This is a genomic window from Streptomyces sp. NBC_00443 (genome assembly GCF_036014175.1).
Classification (GTDB): Bacteria; Actinomycetota; Actinomycetes; order Streptomycetales; family Streptomycetaceae; genus Streptomyces.
In genome coordinates this window covers 3,231,734-3,248,479 of sequence record NZ_CP107917.1, presented here as the reverse complement: position 1 = coordinate 3,248,479, position 16,746 = coordinate 3,231,734, and the positions used below count along the sequence as shown (strand labels likewise).

Annotated in this window: 13 protein-coding genes; 8 read left to right on the top strand and 5 right to left on the bottom strand. The window is 68.2% G+C overall.

The window, feature by feature from the left end; all coding sequences use genetic code 11:
- Positions 1 to 62 precede the first annotated feature (62 nt).
- From OHO27_RS14280 to OHO27_RS14265, 4 genes are read right to left on the bottom strand one after another with little or no spacing between them, the layout of a single operon-like run.
- The gene (locus OHO27_RS14280) at positions 63 to 833 is read right to left on the bottom strand and encodes a succinate dehydrogenase/fumarate reductase iron-sulfur subunit (RefSeq protein WP_328423865.1); all 771 of its coding nucleotides are present in this window, start codon (positions 831 to 833) and stop codon (positions 63 to 65) included.
- Complete coding sequence (locus OHO27_RS14275) at positions 830 to 2,773, bottom strand: fumarate reductase/succinate dehydrogenase flavoprotein subunit (protein WP_328423863.1); 1,944 nt, start codon at positions 2,771 to 2,773, stop codon at positions 830 to 832. Before OHO27_RS14275 ends, OHO27_RS14280 begins: the two co-directional genes overlap by 4 nt.
- 21 nt (positions 2,774 to 2,794) lie before the next feature.
- Positions 2,795 to 3,616 (bottom strand): hypothetical protein, encoded by an 822-nt coding sequence (locus tag OHO27_RS14270; protein WP_328423861.1) that lies wholly within the window; start codon positions 3,614 to 3,616, stop codon positions 2,795 to 2,797.
- 31 nt (positions 3,617 to 3,647) lie between these two features.
- Entirely contained in the window at positions 3,648 to 3,938 is a 291-nt protein-coding gene (locus OHO27_RS14265; protein WP_328423859.1) for a hypothetical protein, read from the bottom strand.
- Positions 3,939 to 4,311: 373 nt separating this feature from the next.
- Between OHO27_RS14265 and OHO27_RS14260 the strand changes: the two genes are divergently transcribed.
- From OHO27_RS14260 to OHO27_RS14230, 7 genes are all read left to right on the top strand, one after another.
- Positions 4,312 to 6,621 (top strand): ABC transporter family substrate-binding protein, encoded by a 2,310-nt coding sequence (locus OHO27_RS14260; protein WP_328423857.1) that lies wholly within the window; start codon positions 4,312 to 4,314, stop codon positions 6,619 to 6,621.
- 186 nt (positions 6,622 to 6,807) lie between these two features.
- On the top strand, positions 6,808 to 8,715 hold the full coding sequence (typA, locus tag OHO27_RS14255) for a translational GTPase TypA (protein WP_328423855.1): 1,908 nt from the start codon (positions 6,808 to 6,810) through the stop codon (positions 8,713 to 8,715).
- A 435-nt stretch (positions 8,716 to 9,150) separates the two neighbouring features.
- Positions 9,151 to 10,185, top strand: coding sequence for an ABC transporter permease (locus tag OHO27_RS14250; RefSeq protein WP_328423853.1), 1,035 nt, complete (start codon positions 9,151 to 9,153; stop codon positions 10,183 to 10,185).
- A gap of 57 nt (positions 10,186 to 10,242) precedes the next feature.
- The gene (locus tag OHO27_RS14245) at positions 10,243 to 12,051 is read left to right on the top strand and encodes an ABC transporter substrate-binding protein (protein WP_328423851.1); all 1,809 of its coding nucleotides are present in this window, start codon (positions 10,243 to 10,245) and stop codon (positions 12,049 to 12,051) included.
- A gap of 97 nt (positions 12,052 to 12,148) precedes the next feature.
- Positions 12,149 to 13,129, top strand: a complete 981-nt coding sequence (locus OHO27_RS14240) for an ABC transporter permease (RefSeq protein WP_328423849.1) — start codon at positions 12,149 to 12,151, stop codon at positions 13,127 to 13,129.
- A 14-nt stretch (positions 13,130 to 13,143) separates the two neighbouring features.
- Positions 13,144 to 14,205, top strand: coding sequence for an ABC transporter ATP-binding protein (locus OHO27_RS14235; protein WP_328423847.1), 1,062 nt, complete (start codon positions 13,144 to 13,146; stop codon positions 14,203 to 14,205).
- 81 nt (positions 14,206 to 14,286) lie between these two features.
- The gene (locus OHO27_RS14230) at positions 14,287 to 15,411 is read left to right on the top strand and encodes an ABC transporter ATP-binding protein (protein ID WP_328423845.1); all 1,125 of its coding nucleotides are present in this window, start codon (positions 14,287 to 14,289) and stop codon (positions 15,409 to 15,411) included.
- A gap of 154 nt (positions 15,412 to 15,565) precedes the next feature.
- Here the strand turns inward: OHO27_RS14230 and OHO27_RS14225 are convergent, their stop codons facing one another.
- Entirely contained in the window at positions 15,566 to 16,306 is a 741-nt protein-coding gene (locus OHO27_RS14225) for a class I SAM-dependent methyltransferase (RefSeq protein WP_328423843.1), read from the bottom strand.
- 50 nt (positions 16,307 to 16,356) lie between these two features.
- On the opposite strand from OHO27_RS14225, the gene OHO27_RS14220 reads away from it, so the two are divergent.
- Positions 16,357 to 16,746 carry a VOC family protein gene (locus tag OHO27_RS14220; protein WP_328423841.1) on the top strand — a complete coding sequence of 130 codons (390 nt, stop codon included), beginning with the start codon at positions 16,357 to 16,359 and terminating at the stop codon, positions 16,744 to 16,746.

Sequence of the window (16,746 nt, the reverse complement as noted above, 5' to 3'; positions counted from 1 at the left end):
GGTGCGTCAGGGGTGGGGTGGAGTGACGTGCGAGTTTCCCGGCGGAGCCGAGGGCGGGCACCCTACGAAGACCGCCTCCCGATCTTCGAGCCCAGCCACACCAACGGGTCGTACTTGCGGTCGACGGCCCGTTCCTTCAGCGGGATCAGGGCGTTGTCCGTGATCTTGATGCCCTCGGGGCAGACCTCCGTGCAGCACTTGGTGATGTTGCAGTAGCCCAGGCCGTGCTCGTCCTGGGCCGTGGCCTTGCGGTCCAGGCCCGTCTCCGCGGCCGCGTCGAGCGGATGCATGTCGAGCTCCGCGACCCGCATCAGGAACCGCGGGCCCGCGAACGCCGGCTTGTTCTCCTCGTGGTCGCGGACGACATGGCAGGTGTCCTGGCACAGGAAGCACTCGATGCACTTGCGGAACTCCTGCGAGCGGTCCACGTCCTCCTGCATCATCCGGTACTCACCGGGGCCCACACCCACGGGCGGAACGAAGGCCGGAACCTCGCGCGCCTTGGTGTAGTTGAAGCCGACGTCCGTGACGAGGTCCCGCACCACCGGGAACGCCCGCAGCGGCGTCACCGTGATCGTTTCCTCCTGGGTGAACACCGACATCCGCGTCATGCACAGCAGCCGCGGTCGCCCGTTGATCTCCGCGGAGCACGAACCGCACTTGCCGGCCTTGCAGTTCCAGCGGACGGCGAGATCGGGGGCCTGGGTGGCCTGGAGGCGGTGGATGATGTCCAGGACCACCTCGCCGTCGTTCACCTCGACCTTGAAGTCCTCCAGGCCGCCGCCCTGCACATCGCCGCGCCACACCTTGAAGCGGGCCTCGTAGCTGCTCACTGGTAGAGCTCCTCCTCGGCGAGGTACTTGACCAGCTCTTCCTTGTCGAAGAGAGCCAGCAGGTCCGGGCGGACGGGGTCGGTGGTCTCCCGCAGCAGGTCGATCTGGCCGCGTTCCGGGTCCGTGGCGGCCAAGCCGCCCGTCGGGTCGGTCAGTTGGCACAGCAGGTTGATGTTGCGCCACTTGCGGTCCATCGTCGGGTGGTCCTCGCGGGTGTGCCCACCGCGTGACTCCGTGCGCTCCAGCGCCGCCCGCGCCACGCACTCGCTGACCAGCAGCATGTTGCGCAGGTCCAGTGCGAGGTGCCAGCCGGGGTTGAACTGGCGGTGACCCTCGACACCGGCCCGGCGGGCCCGTACCCGCAGATCCGCCAGCTTCTCCAGCGCCTGCTCCATCTCGGCCTCGCGGCGGATGATGCCGACGAGGTCGTTCATGGTCTGCTGGAGTTCCTGGTGGAGGGTGTACGGGTTCTCCGGCGGGCGCCCGTCGTCCTCGCCCCCGGCCGGACCCTCCGCCGAGAACGGCCGCAGCGCCTCCGCGGCCGCCGTGTCGACCTGGAGGTCGCTGACCTCGGGGCGTTCGAAGGCCTGTGCCGCCGCGTACTCGGCGGCATGCCAGCCGGCCCGGCGGCCGAACACCAGCAGGTCGGACAGCGAGTTGCCGCCGAGGCGGTTCGAGCCGTGCATACCGCCGGCCACCTCACCCGCCGCGAACAGCCCCGGCACCCCGCGCGCCGCCGCCGTCTCCGACTCGACCGCGATACCGCCCATGACGTAGTGGCAGGTCGGCCCGACCTCCATCGCCTCCGCCGTGATGTCCACGTCCGCCAGCTCCTTGAACTGGTGGTACATGGAGGGAAGGCGACGCCGGATGACCTCCGCCGGCATACGGGTCGACACGTCCAGGAAGACCCCGCCGTGCGGGGAGCCCCGTCCCGCCTTCACCTCGGAGTTGATCGCCCGCGCCACCTCGTCGCGAGGCAGCAGCTCAGGAGGCCGCCGGTTGTTGTCCGGGTCCTCGTACCAGCGGTCGCCCTCCTCCTCCGACTGGGCGTACTTCTCCTTGAAGACGTCGGGGATGTAGTCGAACATGAACCGCTTGCCCTCGGAGTTGCGCAGCACCCCTCCGTCGCCGCGCACCGACTCCGTGACCAGGATGCCCTTCACCGACGGCGGCCAGACCATGCCCGTCGGGTGGAACTGCACGAACTCCATGTTGAGCAGCGGCGCGCCCGCCAGCAGCGCCAGCGCGTGGCCGTCGCCCGTGTACTCCCAGGAGTTCGACGTCACCTTGAAGGACTTGCCGATCCCGCCCGTCGCGACGACGACGGCGGGGGCGTCCAGGACGAAGAAGCGGCCCGTCTCGCGGTCGTAGGCGAAGACCCCGGAGACCTGGCTTCCGTCTTTCAGGATCCGGGTGACCGTGCACTCCTGGTAGACCTTGAGCCGGGACTCGTAGTCGCCGGTCTCCTTCTCGTCCTGCTGCTGAAGCGAGACGATCTTCTGCTGGAGCGTGCGGATCAGTTCCAGTCCGGTGCGGTCGCCGACGTGCGCGAGGCGCGGGTACTCATGACCGCCGAAGTTGCGCTGGGAGATACGGCCGTCCTTCGTACGGTCGAAGAGCGCGCCCCAGGTCTCCAGCTCCCAGACCCGTTCCGGCGCCTCCTGCGCGTGCAGCTCGGCCATCCGCCACTGGTTGAGGAACTTGCCGCCGCGCATGGTGTCGCGGAAGTGGACCTGCCAGTTGTCGTGCTCGTTGGCGTTGGCCATGGCCGCCGCGATGCCGCCCTCGGCCATCACGGTGTGCGCCTTGCCGAACAGCGACTTGCAGATCACGGCGGTCCGGGCGCCTCGCTCACGTGCCTCGATCGCCGCACGCAGGCCCGCGCCCCCGGCGCCGACCACGACGACGTCCCACTCCTGCCGTTCGACCACGGACATTGGTTTCAGTCCCCACTCAATCTAGAAGAAGCGCGGATCGTCGAAGACCCCGGACGCGACGAGATAGACGTAGAAGTCGGCGAGCGCCACGCTCACCAGCGACGCCCACGCCAGCTGCATGTGCCGGGCGTTGAGCTTCCCGATCCACTGCCACATGCGGTACCGCACGGGGTGCTTGGAGAAGTGCTTGAGCTTGCCGCCGACGATGTGCCGACAGGAGTGACAGGACAGGGTGTACGCCCAGATCAGCGCGATGTTGAGGAGGAAGACGAGGGTGCCGAGGCCCATGTGGCCCCACTCGTAGTTCTCGTCGCGGAAGGCGAGCACCGTGTCGTACGTCAGGATCCCGGCGACCAGGAGCGCGGCGTAGAAGAAGTAACGGTGGATGTTCTGCAGGATCAGCGGGAAGCGGGTCTCCCCGGAGTACTTCTTGTGCGGCTCCGCCACCGCGCAGGCCGGGGGCGACATCCAGAAGCCGCGGTAGTAGGCCTTGCGGTAGTAGTAGCAGGTCAGGCGGAAGCCGAGCGGGAAGATCAGGATGATGATCGCGGGGGAGATGCCCCACCAGTTCCCGAAGAGGTCCCAGTTCGGCCCGGCGCGCATGGTCTCGCAGTTCTCCGCCAGACAGGGCGAGTAGAACGGGGAGACGTACGGCGCCGCGTAGTAGTCCGCGTTGGCGAAGGCCCGCCAGGTCGAGTACACGATGAACGCCAGCAGACCGGCCGCGGTGACGGCCGGGGCCAGCCACCAGCGGTCGGTCCGCAGGTGCGGGGCGGTGATCGCGGCGCGCGTACCGGTTCGTACGCCGCCGCTGTTCAGATGGGGTTCCGTACCAGTGGCCAATGCATGACTCCGGTCGGGTCAGGGGGTGGGATCAGGGGGCACGGCGGTCCCGGGCGCCGAGACCCTCGTCATCCGTGTCGATCCACAGAGAGTCGTCGTACGGCGTGTCGGGGATGGTGACGAGCTCCGGTTTGCGCTGTGTCGTGGGCGTCGCGGCGGCGTCCCGCAGCAGCGCGACGCTCTCGCGCAGATGGTTGGCGTCGGCGCGGACGCGACGCATCTCAAGCCCGCCGGTGCCCAGCTGCTTCTCCAACCGGCCCACGGACCGGGACAGGTCGTCGAGGCAGCGCTGGACCGCTGTCAGTTCGTCTTGCACGGACATGACGTGACCTCATTTCCGTGGGCTCTTCGGCCCTGAGTGGTGACGTTCATGCGCCTGCGAGTGTTGCGCGTCACACCTATCGCTGTGAAGGCATGTGCAGCGATTGGCGGATTGCGCGCCTCCATTGCACGCCCGCAGGCGCTCTGTGTACGCCGGAGAGCCGAAAAGCGCGGGGAGCGTGTTTGGGCCGTACGGGAGTGCATTGCTCCGCACGGGTGGCCTTGCACGCCCTGGCCGCCGTGTCGTCTCCGCCTGGCGAACCCTTTCCTCTTCAGTGGGGTGCCTTAGATCTGATCAGCTCCAAAATACCGCCAAATGTGATCAGAACGCACTTAATGTAACCGGCGGGAGCAGCTCCCCGGAGGTACCTCAGATGTCCCACGACGGCTTCGGACCCAGGCCCGGCCGCAACGCGGTCATGCGCTCGGTGGCCTTCCTGACCGCCGGCGTGCTCGGCGTGCCCGCGCTCGCCGGTTGCAGCGACCCGGACCCCGCCGGCAAGCCGCTGGCCGGGCAGGACATCGCCACGGCCGCCCGGGCCCAGATCGCCGACGGCGGCACACTGCGGTGGGCCGTGGACGCCGTACCCGAGACGCTGAACACCTTCCAGTCGGACGCCGACGCCACCACGACCCGGATCGCGCAGGCCACGCTGCCCTCGATGTTCCGGCTCGACCAGAACGGGCGGCCGGAGCGCAATCCGGACTATCTGGAGTCCGCCAAGGTCGTCGAGACCGAGCCCAAGCAGGTCGTCCTGTACAAGCTCAACCAGCAGGCCGTCTGGAGCGACGGGCGGGAGATCGGCGCCGCCGACTTCGCCGCCCAGTGGCGGGCCCTGTCCGGCAAGGACAGCGCCTACTGGACCGCCCGCAACGCCGGCTACGACCGCATCGAGAGGATCGAGCGCGGCGCCAACGACCTGGAGGTGCGGGTCACCTTCGAGCGGCCGTACGCGGACTGGCAGTCGCTGTTCTCGCCGCTGTACCCGAAGGAGGTCATGGGCACGCCGGACTCGTTCAACGACGGGGCGCGGCACAAGCTCAAGGTCACCGCGGGGCCGTTCACGGTGAAGAAGATCGACCGCAAGGGCGACGAGGTCGCACTCACCCGCAATCCCCGCTGGTGGGGTGAGCGCGCCAAGCTGAACGAGATCGTGCTGCGCGCCGTGCCGCGCGAGCAGCGGGCCGCCGCGCTGGCCGCGGGACAGCTGGACCTGGCCGAGGTCGACACCGCCGCGGCCCGGCGCATCGCGCTCGCCGCTCCTCCTCGGTCCGCGACCGCCAGCGTCTCCGCCCATGGCTCCGCCAGTGCTTCCGGTACGCCGCTGATGGGCCCGGAGCCGGGCACCAGACTGACCCTTGAGCAGCGCCGTGACCAGACGAAGTTCCGGGGCTTCGAGGTACGCAAGTCCCTGGAGCCGGCGTACACGCAGCTCGCCCTCAACGGCGGCGACAGTCTGCTCGCCGACGAGCGGGTGCGGCGGGCCCTGGCCCGCGCCATCGACCGCAAGGAACTGGCCAAGCTGGTCCTGGCCCCGCTCGGCCTGCCCACCGAGCCGGTCGGCAGCCACCTTGCCCTGTCCGGCCAGGCCGCGTACGCCGACAACAGCGGGGCGGTCGGCGGCCAGGACACGGCTGAGGCGCAAGCGCTGCTCGCGGACGCGGGGTGGGTGCCGGGAGGACCGGTCAAGGAGAAGAAGAAGGGGGAAGGGGAGGGCGCTGCGGGGAGCGAAGGGAAGAAGGGCGAGAAGGGCGACAAGAGCGAGAAGGGCGAGAAGGGCGAGAAGAAGACGGACTCCGGGGACAAGTCCAAGTCCAAGGCCGACTCCGACTCCGACTCCGGGGAGAAGCCCAAGTCCAAGTCCGACTCCGGCGACGAGTCCAAGTCCAAGGCCAAGGCCGACTCGGAGTCCGAGGACGAGGAGACGTACATCGTCGGGGAGGACAACAAGGCGGGCGGGGACGAGGGAGACTCCGGGAAGAGCGACGGCGAGGAAGCCTCGCGGCATCTCGCCCAGGACGGCAAGCAGTACGGCAACAAGCAGCTGCAGGGCGGTGCGCCCGGCGCGTACGCCCCGCGCGGCACCGCCGCACCGGCGGGCGCGGCGGCCCGGCCGCTGGCCAAGGACGGCGAGCCGCTGGCGCTGCGGTTCGTGGTTCCGTCGGGCGAGGGCTCGCAGACGCTGCGTACGGTGGCGGACCGGATCGGGCTGATGCTGGAGCGGGTCGGTATCCGCACCGACATCGTCAAGGTCTCGGACGAGAGCTACTTCAAGGACCACATCGCGTCCGGTCAGTTCGATCTCGCCCTCTACTCCTGGCCCGCCTCCGCCTACCCGGCGACCGACGCCCGGCCGATCTACGCCAAGCCGGTGCCGGCCGCCGACGGGTCGCTGAACGTCGAGCAGAACTACACGCGGGTCGGGACCGACCAGGTCGACCAGCTCTTCGACCAGGCGATCGCCACGCTCGACGAGTCCGAGTCGCGGGCGCTGATCCGCAAGGCCGACTCGCGGATCTGGGCGGCGGCGGGCTCCCTGCCGCTCTTCCAGCGGCCTCAGCTGACGGCGGCGCGGACGAGCGTCGCCAACGCGGGTGCCTTCGGATTCGGGACGCCGGTGTACGAGGACATGGGCTTCCTGAAGAAGGGCGCGCACCCGGGGCCGAGCGGGTCGTCCGACTGAGGTCCCCGTTGAGAGGCTCAGCGGGGGCCTAAACAGCCCCCCACCTGCACCGACGTATCCCGGCGAGCCCCAACGGCGGCGGCCCCGTACCATGGGGTGAGGCCGTGGCGTGTCCAGCCCGGCAGGGCCCGCGTAACACAGACGTACGCGAGAGCCGTCCTCACCACTCCGGGAGTACGCCGCAATATGGCCACGCGCCACGACATCCGCAACGTCGCCATCGTCGCCCACGTCGACCACGGCAAGACCACCATCGTCGACGGCATGCTGAAGCAGGCCGGCGCCTTCGCCGCGCACCAGCTCGAAGGCGTCGACGACCGCATGATGGACTCGAACGACCTGGAGCGTGAGAAGGGCATCACGATCCTGGCCAAGAACACGGCGGTGAAGTACCACCCGAAGGACGGGGGGGACGTCATCACCATCAACATCATCGACACCCCCGGCCACGCCGACTTCGGTGGCGAGGTCGAGCGCGGTCTGTCGATGGTCGACGGTGTCGTCCTGCTCGTCGACGCCTCCGAGGGCCCGCTGCCGCAGACCCGCTTCGTGCTGCGCAAGGCGCTGCAGCAGCGCCTGCCCGTCATCCTGTGCATCAACAAGACGGACCGTCCGGACTCCCGGATCGACGAGGTCGTCAACGAGACCTACGACCTCTTCCTCGACCTGGACGCCGACGAGGAGCAGATCGAGTTCCCGATCGTCTACGCCTGCGGCCGTGACGGCATCGCCTCGCTGACCAAGCCGGAGAACGGCACGGTCCCGGCGGACTCCACCAGCCTGGAGCCGTTCTTCTCCACGATCCTGCAGCACATCCCGGCGCCGACCTACGACGAGGAGGCCCCGCTCCAGGCGCACGTCACCAACCTGGACGCGGACAACTTCCTCGGCCGTATCGCGCTGGTCCGCGTCGAGCAGGGCGAGCTGCGCAAGGGCCAGACGGTCGCCTGGATCAAGCGCGACGGCTCCATCAGCAACGTCCGCATCAGCGAGCTGATGATGACCGAGGCGCTGACCCGCAAGCCCGCCGAGAAGGCCGGCCCCGGTGACATCTGTGCCGTCGCCGGTATCCCGGACATCATGATCGGCGAGACCCTCGCCGACACCGAGAACCCGATTGCGCTGCCGTTGATCACGGTCGACGAGCCCGCGATCTCCATGACCATCGGCACCAACACCTCGCCGCTGGTCGGCCGTGGCGGCACCGGCAAGGGTGCCGAGAACAAGGCGGCCGTCAAGGACCGCAAGGTCACCGCCCGCCAGGTCAAGGACCGCCTCGACCGCGAGCTGGTCGGTAACGTCTCGCTCCGCGTCATCGACACCGAGCGTCCCGACGCCTGGGAGGTCCAGGGCCGCGGTGAGCTCGCGCTCGCCATCCTGGTCGAGCAGATGCGCCGCGAGGGCTTCGAGCTGACCATCGGCAAGCCCCAGGTCGTCACCAAGGACGTCGACGGCAAGACGTACGAGCCGGTCGAGCGCATGACGATCGACGTGCCCGAGGAGCACATGGGCGCGGTCACGCAGCTCATGGGCGTCCGCAAGGGCCGTATGGACAACATGTCCAACCACGGCTCGGGCTGGGTGCGCATGGAGTTCGTCGTGCCGTCCCGCGGTCTCATCGGGTTCCGGACCGAGTTCCTGACCCAGACCCGCGGCACCGGCATCGGCCACTCCATCCACGAGGGCTTCGAGCCCTGGTTCGGCACCCTGCAGACCCGTAACAACGGCTCGCTGGTCGCCGACCGCTCCGGCGCCGTCACCGCGTTCGCGATGACGAACCTCCAGGAGCGCGGTGTGCTGTTCACCGACCCCGGCACCGAGGTGTACGAGGGCATGATCGTCGGCGAGAACTCGCGCTCCGACGACATGGACGTGAACATCACCAAGGAGAAGAAGCTCACGAACATGCGGTCCTCGTCGGCCGACTCGTTCGAGGCGATCGTGCCGCCGCGCAAGCTCTCCCTGGAGCAGTCCCTGGAGTTCTGCCGCGACGACGAGTGCGTCGAGGTGACGCCGGAGGCCGTTCGTATCCGCAAGGTGAACCTGGACGCGCGCGAGCGCGCCCGCGCCGCGAGCCGCGCCAAGCACGGCTGAGCATCGGACGCCTGAGCCCCGGCTCCCCCGTCATGGGGGAGCCGGGGCTTTTTGCAACTTGTTTTCCGGTGGCCGAGAATCACCCTCCTGTCCGAAATGCGGAGATCCTCGCCCGATACCCATGTAACACGTCCGTTTCGCGACGTTCTTTGACCCAACGCTTTGTCCGGATTTTGGAAGGTCTTCACGTCAGCTGTGACTGAATTGAGATTTAAAGACAGTGGTCGGTAGTTGGCTCATGGCAGATAGTTAGCCGCAGCGCTCGGGTCAACGGGTCTCGCACTGTGGGGACAGTGCCGACTCACGAGCAACAGGGGTTGCCTGATCCTCCGTCAGGGGTGTCGGAGGAAGAGGCGCACACCTCCTACGCGCGTCCGGCTGCGGAGTTCCGCACGCCTCGCTTTGGCATACCCATACCAGCGAAACGGGCGAAACGTGACAAGTGGTATCGGCATTGAGGGTGGCGGGACCTCGGTCATCGCGGACGGTGCACCACAACCGGACGTGAAGCCCGAGGACGAGCAGCTGATCGGGCGTTCCCCCGGCCAGCTGATGTGGATCCGCTTCAAACGGGACCGCACCGGGGTCATCTCGGCGTACGTCGTCATCTTCTTCTTCCTGATCGGCCTGCTCGCCCCGGTGATCTCCTGGCTGTACGGCAAGGACCCGTACACCGTGTACGCCGACGAGCGCCCCGAGCTGTTCGACAGCGCCGGCGTGCCGGTGCAGCCCAACGGCGGGATCAGCGGCGAGTTCTGGTTCGGCCTCGAACCCGGCAACGGGTACGACGTCTTCACCAAGCTGCTCTACGGCATCCGGACTTCGCTCGGGATCTCGGTCGCGGTCACGATCGCGACCGTGCTCACCGGCATCCTGCTCGGTGTCACGGCCGGCTATCTCGGCGGCCGGACGGACTACTGGATCAGCCGGGTCATCGACTTCCTGCTGGCCTTCCCGTCGCAGCTGTTCTTCATCGCCAGCATGCCGGTCGTGGTCTCACTGTTCGTCAGCCCGCGCGACGAGACCCCGGTCTACGTCCGGGTGGTCGCCCTCATCCTCGTGATGTGGTTCCTCGGCTGGATGAGCCTCGGACGGATCCTCAGAGGCACCACACTCGCCCTGCGAGAACGGGAGTTCATCGAGGCGGCAAAGGTCAGCGGGGCCCCGCCGTGGCGGATCATCCGCAAGGAGATCCTGCCGAACGTGGTCACGCCGATCCTCGTGCAGGGCACGTACATGCTCCCCAACTTCGTGACCGCCGAGGCCGGTCTGTCCTTCCTCGGTGTGGGCATCGTCGAACCGACGCCGGACTGGGGACAGATGTTCTCCAAGGCGTCCACCGAACTCGTGATGCAGAACGACATCACCTACATGTTCTTCCCCGGCATCTCGATGATCATCTTCATCGTGGCGTTCAACCTGCTCGGGGACTCGGTCAGGGACGCCTTCGACCCCAAGACGGCGCGCTGAACCACTGGTTGGCACTTCCTTCGCACTGGTGACACACAGATGGGTGGAAACTGAGTGATGAGTAGGGGCGGACGCCACGTATACGCGGCAATCTCGGTGCTCGCGGCCGGCGCACTCGTGCTGACCGGGTGCAGCGAGGGCGGCAGCAAGGGCAGTGGCAACGACAAGGAACAGAAGGAGAACGCCGAGCGGCAGCAGGCGGCGATCGAGTTCGGGGACGCCGAGGCGTCCAAGGGCCCGGCCGCCGATATCCCCGGCGCCAAGCCCGGCGGCACCATCTCGGTGCTGGCCCGCGACAGTTACGCCCACCTCGACCCCGGACAGGTCTACGTCCAGGACGAGATGGCGGTCTCCCAGTTGCTGCACAGAGGGCTGACCGGCTACAAGGCGACCAGCAACGACGGCAGCAAGCACGAGGTCGTCGGCGACCTCGCCACCGACGCCGGTACCACCACGGACGGCGGCAAGACCTGGAAGTTCACGCTCAAGGACGGCATCAAGTTCGAGGACGGCTCCGCCATCACCTCGGCCGACATACGCCACACCTTCGAGCGGCAGTTCGCGGCCTTCGTCAACCAGGGCCCGCCGTACATCCAGCAGTGGCTGGCCGACACCCCGGGCGCCGACTACCGCAAGCTGCTGCCGGACGGCCCGTTCAAGGGCAAGCACCTGCCGGACAGCATCCTTGAGACGCCGGACGAGAAGACGGTCGTCTTCAAGTTCAAGCAGCCGCACCCCGACCTGCCGTACGCCCTGGCGATGACGGGCTACGCCGTCGTCTCCGAGAAGGGTGACACCAAGGAGAAGTACGACAAGGACCCGGTGGTGAGCGGGCCGTACAAGATCCAGGAGTTCAAGTCCGGCAAGTCGATGGTGCTCGTCAAGAACGAGAACTGGGACGCGGCCACGGACCCGCTGCGGCACCAGTACGTCGACAAGTTCAACATCACCTTCAACCAGCAGTACGAGGACTCCACCAAGGCGCTCCTCGCCGACAGCGGCACCGACCAGGCTGGCGTCAGCTTCAGCAACCAGGTCGACGCGGGCAATCTGACCAAGGTGCTGAACGACCCGAAGATGAAGTCCCGCACGGTCTCCGGCTTCCAGCCGTACGTGGGCCAGGTGAACATCAACCTGGCGCACTCGGAGATGAAGGACATCAAGGTCCGCCAGGCCATCGCCTACGCCCTCCCGGTCACGCCGTTCGTGCGTGCCTACGGCGGCACCGACGCGATGGAGGTCGCGGGCGGCATCATCAGCCCGACCGTCACCGGCTACGACCCCGGCTTCGACCCGTGGGGCAAGAAGAAGAAGCCGGCCGGTGACCCGGCCAAGGCCAAGGCGCTCCTGGAAGAGGTCGGCAAGACCGGTCTGAAGCTGACCTTCGGCTACATCAACACGCCCGAGGGGCAGCAGTACTCCACCGCCATGGCGGCGGGCCTGGAGAAGGCCGGCTTCGACGTCCAGCGCCAGGAGATCCCGGCCGAGACCTACTACGACCAGGTCAGCAAGCTGGACAACAACTACGACATCTTCCACACCGCGTGGGGTGCCGACTGGCCGTCCGCCTCGACCGTGATCCCGCCCCTGTACGACGGACGCGGGATCGCCGAGGGCGCCCAGAACTACTCGCAGGTCAACGACTCCAAGGCCAACAGCGAGATCGACCGGATCAACAAGATCACCGACCCGGTCAAGGCCGCGACCGAGTGGAACAAGCTCAACGAGTACCTGGTGAAGGACGTCGTCAACGTCGTCCCGACCGCGTACTACAAGCAGACCCAGATCGCCGGATCCAAGGTTGGCGGCCTCGTCTACGACGACATCATCGCCGGCGTCGACCCGCGCCGCCTGTACGTCAAGTAACCCCGCCCGCCCGGCACCCGGTGCGTCCGCCCTCCTGCCCCCTGGGGACGGCGCACCGGGTGCCACCCGGCCCGCCGACGTCTGAGAGCTGCTTGCCATGCTGCGCTTCCTGGTCCGCCGGTCCCTCGGCGCCGTCGTCATCCTCTTCCTGCTGAGCATCGTCGCGTTCCTGCTGTTCTTCGGGATGCCGCGCGACCCGGCGCTCCTGATGTGCGGCAAGACGTGCACCCCGGCCAACCTGGAGAACCTGCACCGGGTGCTGGGCCTCGACAAGCCGATCCCCGAGCAGTACTGGATCTTCCTGACCAACCTCGTCACGGGCAGCGACGACTTCGCCCAAGGCCCGTGCCCCGCCCCCTGCTTCGGCTACTCGTACCACTCCAACGAGCAGGTGTGGGGCACCCTCATGGACCGCCTGCCCACCACACTCTCGCTCACCATGGGCGGGGCGGTCTGCTTCCTGATCGTCGGGCTCGGCACCGGCCTGATCGCCGCGTGGAAGCGCGGCACGCTCATCGACAAGACCTTCACGGCCGGCGCGATGGTGATCAGCTCGATGCAGATCTACTTCCTCGGCCCGCTGGTCCTGGCGATCCTCGTCTACCAGACCCATGTCTTCGACAAGCCCGCCTACAACGAGTTCACCCAGAACCCGGGCGCCTGGTTCACGGGCCTGATCATCCCCTGGGTCGTCCTCTCCACGATCTTCGCCTCGCAGTACACCCGTATGTCCCGCTCGTCGATGATCGAGCAACTCCAGGAGGAACACGTCCGCACCGCCCGGGCCAAGGGCATGTCACGGCGGTACGTCTTCTTCCGCTACGCCTGGCGAGGCTCGCTGATCCCCATCGTCACCATTTTCGGCATCGACCTCGGCTCGCTGCTCGGCGGTGCCATCATCACGGAGTACACCTTCGGTCTGCCGGGGCTCGGCCGGCTGGCGGTGGAGTCGGTGTTCTTCAGCGATCTGCCGCTGCTGCTGGGCGTGATGCTGTTCTCCGCCACCATGATCCTGCTCTGCAACATCGTCGTCGACGCGACGTACGCCTTCATCGACCCGCGCGTGCGGTTGTCCTAGGTAGGAGCACTGACGTGACCACTCTGACCAAGGAGGCCGGCGCCCCGGTCCCGGCCGACGCGGACGCGTTCCTGTCGGTGCGGGACCTGCACGTCAGCTTCAAGACCGAGGACGGCGTCGTACGGGCCGTGGACGGGCTCTCCTTCGACCTGGAGCGCGGCAGCACGCTGGGGATCGTCGGCGAGTCCGGCTCGGGCAAGTCGGTGACGAACCTGACGATCCTCGGGCTGCACAACCCCATGTTCACCACCGTCGAGGGCGAGATCCTCCTGGAGGGCCAGGAGCTGACCACGGCCCGGGAGTCCGAGCTGGAGAAGCTGCGCGGCAACAAGGTCGCCATGATCTTCCAGGACCCGCTCACCGCGCTGTCGCCGTACTACACGGTGGGCCGGCAGATCGCCGAGCCGTACATGAAGCACATGCGCGTCTCCAAGAAGGCCGCCTGGGAGCGGGCGGTGGACATGCTGGGGAAGGTCGGCATCCCCAACCCCAAGCAGCGGGCGAAGGACTATCCGCACCAGTTCTCCGGCGGTATGCGCCAGCGCGCGATGATCGCGATGTCGCTGATCTGCGATCCGGACCTGCTGATCGCCGACGAACCGACCACCGCGCTGGACGTCACGGTCCAGGCGCAGATCCTGGATCTGCTCAAGGACCTCCAGCGGGAGTTCGGCTCGGCGATCATCTTCATCACCCACGACCTCGGGGTGATCGCCGACATGGCCGACGACATCATGGTGATGTACGCGGGCCGGGCGGCGGAGCGCGGCACGGTCAACGAGGTACTGAGGGCGCCACAACACCCGTACACCTGGGGCCTGCTGAACTCGATGCCACGCCTGGACTCGGACCCGCACACTCCGCTGGCCCCGATCCCCGGCACTCCGCCGTCCCTGCTGCGCCCGCCCTCCGGCTGCCGCTTCCACCCCCGCTGCACCTTCCAGGACCGGGTCGGCGGCCCGCGCTGTGTCACCGAGGTCCCGCTGCTGGGCCCGGACCGCTCCTCGGCCTGCCACTTGACGGCGGACCAGAAGCGGACCATTTTCACCGAGGAGATCAAACCCCGACTGCACTAGGCCATGTCCGCAAAGTCCCGCCTGCCCCGCGAAGCACGACCCAGCGCCCCCGAACAGCCCCGTCTGAGGAGGACTACGGCTATGACAGAGGACCTCGTCCTCCCCGCACCCCGCGGGGCCGCCACCGACGCGTCCGGCGAACCGCTGCTGGAAGTGGAAGGGCTCGTGAAGCACTTCCCGGTCAAGGGCGGCTTCCCGATCCGGCACACCGTCGGCCAGGTGCAGGCGGTCGACGGCATCGACCTGACGGTGCATGTCGGCGAGAGCTTCGGGCTGGTGGGGGAGTCGGGCTGCGGCAAGTCGACGACCGGACGGCTGATCACCAAACTCATGGAGCCGACGAGCGGCCGGATCGCTTACCGGGGCAAGGACATCACGCACGCCACGCGCAGGCAGCTGTCGCCGGTTCGCTCCGAGATCCAGATGATCTTCCAGGACCCGTACGCGTCCCTGAACCCGCGCCAGACGGTCGGCAAGATCATCTCCGGCCCGATGGAGATCAACGGGATCGAGCCGGACGGCGGAAGGGAGAAACGGGTCAGGGAGCTGCTGGAGATCGTCGGCCTGAACCCCGAGCACTACAACCGCTTCCCGCACGAGTTCTCCGGCGGTCAGCGCCAGCGCATCGGCGTGGCAAGGGCGCTGGCCCTCGAACCGAAGCTGATCGTGGCCGACGAGCCGGTCTCGGCCCTCGACGTCTCCATCCAGGCACAGGTCGTGAACCTGCTCCAGAAGGTCCAGCAGGAACTCGGCATCGCGTTCCTGTTCATCGCCCACGACCTGGCGGTGGTCCGGCACTTCTCGCAGCGCGTCGCGGTCATGTACCTCGGCAAGATCATCGAGGTCGGCGACCGCGACTCCATCTACACCCGCCCCCGGCACCCCTACACCCACGCCCTGCTGTCCGCGGTGCCCGAGGTGAGCGTGGCCGACGAGGAGGCTCCGGCGCGCGAACGGATCCGCCTGGCCGGCGACGTACCGTCCCCCATCTCCCCGCCCTCCGGCTGCCGTTTCCGCACCCGCTGCTGGAAGGCCCAGGACAAGTGCGCGGCCGAGGAGCCCCCGCTGATCCAGATCGCCGGCAACCACGACGGCCACCTGACGGCCTGTCACTTCCCGGAGGAGCCGACGATCGAGGCGCGGGACGAGGACATCGTGCTGGATCCGGCGCTGGTGGCGCTGGAGGAGTCGGACGACAGGTCCTAGGCGCAGGGCAGCCGGCCTGAGCGGGGCCTGGTGCGTGCAGCCGTACGGCGGAGGAGGGCGGCGATGCGACGGGGGTCGCCCCGCTCGGGCGAAGTCGAGAGTGCGTGCCGGGCGTCGCGGGGCAGGCGGGACTTTGCGGAGGCGGCCCAGGGCTCTAGGAGGCCCGCCGGGCCACGGTGATGATCTCCGGGGCGGCGGGCGTGACCGGTGTCCCTGTCCAGTCGCCGTACTGGTCGGCGACGATGAGGCCGGCTTCGTGGAGGAAGGCGGACAGGGCGTCGGGGGCAAGGAAGCGGAGGGTGGTGCGGCTGACGGCGGGTGCCGGCCAGCTGTCGCAGGCGTACGTCTCCGTGAAGGTCACCCGGTCTCCGGCGACAGGTCCTTCGACGTCGTGCGATACGCGTACGGCGTCCCCGTCCACGCCGGTGACCGTGCGGGCGCCTTCGGGCGTCCACGTCTCCCAGGCCCGCGCGGCGGGATTCCGCGTCTCGAACACGAACCGCCCACCCGGGCGCAGCGCCCGGCGCACGGCGCGCAGTGAGGTCCGCAACTCCTCCTCACAGACCAGCACTTGGAACGCATGGCCGGTCATCACGACCAGATCGAACTCCGCGCACCAGTCCCGCGTCCGCAGATCCCCGAGCACCCATTCCACTTCGGTGTCGCGCCGCCGCGCCTCCACCAGCATGGCGGCCGCCGGATCGAGCCCCACGAGCCGCCCACGGTGACCGTCGACGCTGGCTCGACGGAGCAACCGGCCCGTACCGCAGCCGACATCGAGCACCGCGCCGGCGTCCCTCACGAGCCCGAGGTAGAAGTCGTCACCCGCCCCCCAGGGGTTCAGGGTGTCGTACAACGCGGCGAGCGCAGGATCCGCGAACGACCGATCGACCACGCGCGGAAGTCTGCCACAACGAACTCCAACACGAAGGAAGGGCTGAGGAGTTGCTGCATCACGTCGAGCTGTGGGTGCCGGACCTCGGGCGGGCGGTCAGGTCGTGGGGGTGGTTGCTGGACCGGCTGGGCTACGAGCCCCACCAGGACTGGCCGGCAGGCCGCAGCTGGCGTGCTGGGGAGACGTACCTCGTGGTCGAGGAGTCACCGGCGCTGCGGGGCGACCGGCACGACCGGCTGCGGCCCGGCCTGAATCACCTGGCTTTCCACGCGCCCGGCGGCCGGGCCGGTCTCGACGCCCTGGTCGAGGAGGCGCCGCGGCACGGCTGGAGCCTGCTCTTCCCGGATCGGCATCCCTATGCGGGCGGGCCCGAGCACTACGCCGCCTATCTGGAGAACGGCGACGGCTTCGAGGTGGAGTTGGTAGCGCGCGAGCCCTGA